We start from the raw sequence: 6,693 nt of genomic DNA, 5'->3' as shown, positions 1-6,693 counted from the left end.
TATTAAGTTGGTTTTCGGGTAAAATAGTCATCGAGTAGGGTTCCTTTCTTGGTGGACTTCGCAATCCCGAGAATACCCTACTTTTTTGTTGCCTGGCTAGGCTCCAAATCCTGGTACACAACTTATTTTACGCCATCCTGTATATAGATAGGATCCTTGAAGTGACGTGAAATAATTACCTAGTCTACTAACATCTTCGAGTGGTTTATAGTTCTTTTTGGTCTTTGCTTTTCCGCTTTTAACATCCACATGCACCAGGGTCATCTGATAGCCTTTAAGAGGTTCGTTAGAGGCATCATTTGAAGCATTCGCTTGCTCCCGAAGTATTAAATCACCATCCCGATAAGCAACAAAGTTGTAAAATCCCTCCATTCTCCATAACCTCTTACCTGTAGCTGGATCGAGGCCGAAAAACTGTGTGCGTCTGTTATCAACGGTACTAGATACGACAAATATTCCGTCATAAAGGCCATATATACTCCCTGCATACATAGGGATGTCTTTATTTCCCCAAATCTTTTTACCTGTAACTGGATGATAAGCCGCTATTCCACCATGATCATTCCGGAAGTATAACACCCCGTTCATTAACTCTGCATAGGCACCGATTTCAATGGGATCTTTGGCAGCCTTAACTTTCCAAAGCAGTTTCCCTGTTTGGGCATTAACTTTTACAAGATAACCCTCATAAGTGATGAAGAAGACGGAATTTTTCGTTATAATCTCAGGGTGTGCGCCGTTTTTGTAGAACCATTTTACTTTTCCTGTGGTTAGATCAGCTGCTTTCAGTGTGCCACCTGATGAATAATAGAACAATCCATTTGAAATAGGAGCTTTTACATCATAAAGTCCCAAGCTATCTGTTTTGTCATGCCATAATGGTTTAATTGTGGTGACAGGATCGACTGTTGAAGAAGAGGAGGAGGCAAGGGGCGTTGCTGCAGCTTGAGCACTAGGCAAACATAGACCAACACCAGATAAGAGTAAGGAGGAGGAAATGACTGTCTTCAGAATGAATGGTCGATATTTCAATATTCTAGCTCCTTTTAGATCATTTAATATATATTGACGCAGAGTCTGGATATTTGTTTCTTATTTGTAAAAATAAACTTGTTTACATAATAATTATTATGTAAACAATAAAAAACGAATGGGTCTACACAAAATTCTTGTGTAGACCCATTCGCCAGGGTTAGAGTAATCAGATGTTTAAAAACCTTCACGAAGCCATGACGTCGCCAGCTGGATGGCGGCTTTTTTGGCATTGGTTTCAGCTAAAGGATTTAACATCACAAAATCATGTATGATCCCTTGAAAACGAACTGCCGTGACTGTGACTCCAGCTTCACGTAATTTGGCAGCATAAGCCTCACCTTCATCACGTAGAACGTCTGCTTCACCCGTTATGACTAGTGCTTCGGGTAGATCTCGTAACTGATCAACACTAGCTCGAAGCGGGGAGGCTGTGATCTGCTTCCGCTCCTCGGGGTCAGTTGTATATTGATCCCAGAACCATTTCATTCCATCACGCTGCAAGAAATATCCTTCGGCAAACTCATGATAGGATTCGGTATCAAAGGAGGCATTCGTTACCGGATAGAACAAAAGTTGTTTCTCTATCTTTGGGCCGCTGCGTTCTTTTGCCATAAGCGTAATGGCGGCTGCCATATTCCCACCGACACTATCACCACCTATGGATAGCTTGCTAGCATCAAGGGCATGATCACTTCCCTGTTCAGCGATCCATTTCAGAACAGCATAGATCTCTTCGATGGCTGTAGGATATTTTGCTTCCGGAGAGAGGCTATAATTTGGAAAAACAATAGCAGCCTCCGCTCCGACAGCTAGTTCACGTATCAGACGGTCATGCGTATGTGCATTACCAAACACCCAACCTGCACCATGAATGTAAAGGATGACAGGCTGCGGCGCGGAAGAGGAACTAGGAGGGCGAACAATTCTTACAGAAACATCACCGTTAGGTCCACCTGGCACCATTAGATCTTCAATATCTACTTCAGGTTTATATATATCACTGGATTGTACGCTATCTACCGTTTCTCTGCCTTTTTCTGGCCCAAGGTCAGGAAGAAACGGAGGTTTGGAATTATCTTCGGCAAATTTCTGCGCTGCTGGCTCAAGAACAATCTTTGGTTGATTTGGCATGATGTATCGTCTCCTTTGTCTGGTCATAGTATAGTTTACCCTCTTCATTCCATAACCATCTAAGGAGCTGCTGAAACGAAAATGAAATAGAAGCAACCCGTAACTAATCCTGGCAAAGGACGAGTTACGGGTTACTGATCTTTATAATTTATAACACTTTTTGTTGACCTTCATACATTTCACGACTTAAATCCTTTATTTCTGCACCCGCTTGTTTATGTTTGATACGAAAGATCAAAATAAACATCAAAGTAATTAGTAACGGATAGCCTATCGCCCAGCCTGTAAAAGGAAACACGGCAGCAGTAGCTAAAAAGGAAATCCAGCTTAGCGTCACACCTAAGCGACTTCCTTTGAGCAGGCGTATCCCTGCAGCACAACCTCCGATATAAGTCAGGATAAATGTCGCATTCGGAAACTGGATCAAAGTAGTGATGGAGATTGCTCCACTGCCGTACAGTGACATCACAGTTACAAAACAGAGGAGTAGAAAAGCTATTCCACCAATAGGGGTATGAAACGGTTTGGATAGCTTACCCATCCATTGCGGGGCATAGCCCTGACGTGATAACGCAAAAGCCACGCGTGAAGCGGCACCGGCATAAGCAATAATGGTGGCGGTACAGATGAAGAGACCTGTAAGACCTGCGATAAATCCTCCCCAGCGTCCAAGAGGCTGGCTGATGATCCAGACAAGGGAAGTGCTCGACCCGCCTTTAAGGTAGCTTTGTGTGCCAACCGTTGCTAAAGCGGATAAGAAATATAGAACACCTACAATAATTGCAGCGATGGTCACACCTTTAACTGCAGCACGTTGTGGATCTTTGAACTCCTCAGAGAGATGTGAGACAGCTTCCCAACCAATAAAACACCAAAATAGGATCGCTGCAGCCTGTCCAATGCTCATCCAACCGTGTGGGGCGAAGGGAGTGAAGTGTTCAACCTCCATCCGTGGAAGCGCAGTAGCAAACGAGAAGACGAGGACAGCTACAATCGCAATCACTACAGCAATTTGTACCTTTCCCGCCACTTGCATACCAATCCAGTTTGTAATTAGCCCAATGGCCAACATCACCGCAGCAATAGTAATTCTCGCGGGTTCATCCCAGCCCATGGCGGCTGTCATATAACCAGCTCCAGTCAGCGCAGCGACAGGCGCACCAATCGGAACGGACATTAGGAAGAACCAGCCCACTAAAGATCCGGCTTTAGGTCCGAAAGCAAGGGTAACGAAGTGGGACACGCCTCCAGCGTTAGGGAATTTGGCAGAGAGCAGGCCCATCGATAAGGCCATTGGCAAAATCAACAGCGTCATAAATCCCCATGCCAGTAATGAAGCGGGACCAGCCATTTCTGCAGCCAGCCCGGGAACGATTAAGACTCCTGAGCCCAATACAGCACCGATATAAAGAGCTATGGCTTGCGGCATGCCGATGTTTCTTCGTAAAGTGGTTGAACTTGAATCTTTCATAATTTTTTAATCCTGCTTTCATTGTCTTTTGTTATAGAGTAGCAGATAATAGATCCATTGGAAAAACAGATTTTTTGAATAGTATCCATTCGAAATTCCGATGGATAACTATTATTCAGGGGGCATCTATGGAATCACGTCATCTTTTTACCTTTATAGTTGTAGTGGAAACTGGAAGCTTCACCCGTGCTGCACAGAAGCTTGATTATGCACAATCCAGTATTACCGCACAGATCCAAGCGCTAGAGACTGAAATAGGTCAGCCTTTATTTGATCGGATCAGTAAAAAGATTATCCTAACCGATGCAGGCCGCCGTCTGCTTCCATTCGCACAAGAGATCTCCAGAATGCACTCTCTAGCGCAAGATGCTCTTCGCTCCGAGAGTGAGTTAACAGGGTCTTTACGAATTGGCGCACCTGAATCTCTGGCTGCTTTTCGTTTACCAGGCATTATCAAGGAGTTTCGTGTTAAATATCCGAAGGTCCAAATTCTTCTGAAGCCTGGAGCCTGCTGGGAGCTAACAGATCTAGTTCGTTCCGGTGAACTGGATCTGGCTTTCTTACTGCAACCCGAAACGGAAGATAAAGATCTGAATATAGAAACTCTGGTGCATGAACAAATGACCCTGATCGCCCCGCCGGAACACCCTCTAATTAATCTTTCGGAGGTAGAGCCTCTACACCTTAAGGGAGAAACGATACTGCATACGGAAACCGGTTGTAGCTACCGTACTTTGTTCGAGCATCATTTAAACAGCCACGGGGTATTTCCTGACCCTACACTAGAGTTTTGGAGTATCGAGGCAATCAAGCAATGTGTTATGGCCGGTCTAGGCATCGCTTTTATTCCAATGATTACAGTGAACAACGAATTAGCGGAAGGGAAGTTAGCCAGGTTGAATTGGAATGATGAATCCCAGCGGGTTGCAACTCAAATAGCCTATCATCATAAGAAATGGAAATCTCCTGTTCTAACAGAGTTTTTAAAAGCTGTGCAAAAGCATGCTGAAAAATGGAGCAGCTAAGTTTAATTCATATAGCCATTCTATGGTACAATAGATTGTCGAAATCAAGGGAGGCTCGAAGCCATGAATGAGTGGAGTGAAGACTACGAAGAGGGGCTTGAGGCTTTTTTAATCTGGATGAAGGATGCCGGTTACACTCCCTATACGCAGAAATCCTATTTAGTGGATGTAAAACAGTTTTTAGAAAGTCTGAATGGCAAAAAGCTAGAGTCCGTAAAGAAGCTGCATGTTATTTCTTTTCTTACGTCAGTGCGTGAACGTGGAGTAAGTGATGCTACCCGTAACCGGAAGCACGCCTCAATTAACTGTTTTTTCAAGGCATTAATTGAGCTGGAATTGCTTCTAACCAATCCTGCAGCTGGGATTAAGAAATCTAAAACGGAGATCAATCGCGAGCCGGTCTACTTAGATGAGGGTGATCTGGGGCGATTTTTGTCTTCTATAGATGGGAAATACAAAGGCCGTAATTTAGCAGTCTTTTTACTAATGTCCTATATGGGGCTTCGGGTGGGGGAAGTCCACACGCTTAATTTAAGTGATTATAATGTAGAAAGACATTCCCTTCGAGTGTTCGGTAAGGGACGTAAATGGCGTAATGTACCGATCCCAGAGGATGTGGTACCTTTTCTCGATCTGGCGATTGAAGAACGATTAAATCCTTGGCGCAGTAAAGAGGAAGCTATGTTCATTTCACAAAAAGGACGCAGGCTCTCCATACGTGGCATTCAGCAAATCGCTGCGGACACCTTCGATCGTTTCCAAAGGGATGTGCCTGCTGCACAACGTCGACCCTATTCCAGCCATAAGCTACGACATTCCTTCGCTACCATGCTGCTACGAAAAGGTGCGGATCTGCGGACGGTTCAAGAGCTGCTGGGACACTCTTCCATTCAGACAACAACGGTTTACACGCATATCACGAGCCGTGAGAAGGAAGAAGCCATGTCGAAATTGCAAATCCAGATTTGATAGAATTCTAAGTGCAATTCTTTTCATGAAAAAGGGGCTATCCCTTGCCATTGTATCATGACAGTAGGGAGAACCCCATGTATTCTTTTGCTTATAGTTCCAGCTTAGCTATCTCAGCTTTAAGCTTCTCGGCAGATTTCTGGAATAGAGCTCGTTCTGTTTCATTTAATGGAAGATCTAGTACTTCTCGTACACCGGACCGATCTACGACGCAAGGCGCGCCAAGGTAGACATCCGAAACTCCGTTATAATTATTCAATAAAGTAGATACGTTCAATACAGAGCCTTCATTATGAAGAATGGAGACTACAATACGATCTAGTGCTAATGCTATTGCGTAAGAGGTTGAGCCTTTGGCATCAATAATTTCATAAGCGGCATTCTTAGTATCTTGGAATATTTCATCTTGTTCTGCTTCGTCAAAACCGAGATCAATCCCGGCAACATTCGCTAGACTCCAAACCGGAAGTTCCGAGTCTCCATGTTCCCCGATAATCTGACCGTGAATACTGCGTGGATCAATTTCTTTGTGGCGTCCAATCAGGTAGCGAAAACGTGCACTATCCAGCACCGTTCCGGAACCGATGACTCTTCTGCGATCAAAACCGCTTATTTTCAAAGTGGCATATGACAAAATATCTACAGGATTAGTAGCAATAAGTAGTATCGCATGTTGATTATATTTGGTGATCTTTTGAACGATATCTTTGAAAATTGAAATGTTTTTGCGGAGGAGATCTATCCGGGTTTCACCCGGTTTTTGTGATGCACCGGCAGTTACAATGATGATATCCGCTTCCCGGCAATCTTCATATGTACCAGCCCATAGCTTCACACCACCAACAAAAGGCATACCGTGATTCATATCCAATGCTTCTCCAAGGGCTTTCTTTTGATTAACGTCAATAAGTACAAGCTCAGGCATACGTCTCCGTAGCAGTAATGTATAGGCTGTTGTTGTACCAACTGCTCCAGTACCAATGACTACGACACGATTGGGTTTCGGGGGGGCCATGATTCCATCTCCTCAGTAATTAAAATTTTTAGCTTTTAATCTTGTCC

Annotated in this window: 6 protein-coding genes; 2 read left to right on the top strand and 4 right to left on the bottom strand. The window is 44.1% G+C overall.

Annotated elements, in window-relative coordinates:
- Window positions 1-96: 96 nt before the first annotated feature.
- From M2444_RS03900 to M2444_RS03890, 3 genes are all read right to left on the bottom strand, one after another.
- Complete coding sequence (locus tag M2444_RS03900; RefSeq protein WP_280786326.1) at window positions 97-1,032, bottom strand: outer membrane protein assembly factor BamB family protein; 936 nt, start codon at window positions 1,030-1,032, stop codon at window positions 97-99.
- Window positions 1,033-1,209: 177 nt separating this feature from the next.
- Window positions 1,210-2,166, bottom strand: a complete 957-nt coding sequence (locus tag M2444_RS03895; protein ID WP_280786325.1) for an alpha/beta hydrolase — start codon at window positions 2,164-2,166, stop codon at window positions 1,210-1,212.
- Between the two features lie 148 nt (window positions 2,167-2,314).
- Window positions 2,315-3,637, bottom strand: a complete 1,323-nt coding sequence (locus M2444_RS03890; RefSeq protein ID WP_280786324.1) for an APC family permease — start codon at window positions 3,635-3,637, stop codon at window positions 2,315-2,317.
- 128 nt (window positions 3,638-3,765) lie between these two features.
- On the opposite strand from M2444_RS03890, the gene M2444_RS03885 reads away from it, so the two are divergent.
- Both M2444_RS03885 and M2444_RS03880 read left to right on the top strand, forming a co-directional pair.
- Entirely contained in the window at window positions 3,766-4,662 is an 897-nt protein-coding gene (locus M2444_RS03885) for a LysR family transcriptional regulator (RefSeq protein WP_094869129.1), read from the top strand.
- Between the two features lie 63 nt (window positions 4,663-4,725).
- Window positions 4,726-5,631 carry a tyrosine-type recombinase/integrase gene (locus M2444_RS03880; RefSeq protein ID WP_280786323.1) on the top strand — a complete coding sequence of 302 codons (906 nt, stop codon included), beginning with the start codon at window positions 4,726-4,728 and terminating at the stop codon, window positions 5,629-5,631.
- A 91-nt stretch (window positions 5,632-5,722) separates the two neighbouring features.
- Here M2444_RS03880 and M2444_RS03875 read toward each other — a convergent pair whose 3' ends face one another.
- Window positions 5,723-6,646, bottom strand: a complete 924-nt coding sequence (locus tag M2444_RS03875) for an L-lactate dehydrogenase (protein WP_042188714.1) — start codon at window positions 6,644-6,646, stop codon at window positions 5,723-5,725.
- Window positions 6,647-6,693: the final 47 nt, after the last annotated feature.

The sequence above is a fragment of the Paenibacillus sp. PastF-3 genome (genome assembly GCF_029893135.1).
Classification (GTDB): domain Bacteria; phylum Bacillota; class Bacilli; order Paenibacillales; family Paenibacillaceae; genus Paenibacillus_AQ; species Paenibacillus_AQ nitricinens.
Note: the sequence above shows the minus strand (reverse complement) of the source record. Positions and strands in the feature narration are given on the sequence as shown.

Coding starts and splice junctions, on each gene's coding strand:
- M2444_RS03875 (WP_042188714.1), bottom strand. CDS start 6,646: ATGGCCCCCCCGAAACCCAATCGTGTCGTAGTCATTGGTACTGGAGCA.
- M2444_RS03890 (WP_280786324.1), bottom strand. CDS start 3,637: ATGAAAGATTCAAGTTCAACCACTTTACGAAGAAACATCGGCATGCCG.
- M2444_RS03895 (WP_280786325.1), bottom strand. CDS start 2,166: ATGCCAAATCAACCAAAGATTGTTCTTGAGCCAGCAGCGCAGAAATTT.
- M2444_RS03885 (WP_094869129.1), top strand. CDS start 3,766: ATGGAATCACGTCATCTTTTTACCTTTATAGTTGTAGTGGAAACTGGA.
- M2444_RS03880 (WP_280786323.1), top strand. CDS start 4,726: ATGAATGAGTGGAGTGAAGACTACGAAGAGGGGCTTGAGGCTTTTTTA.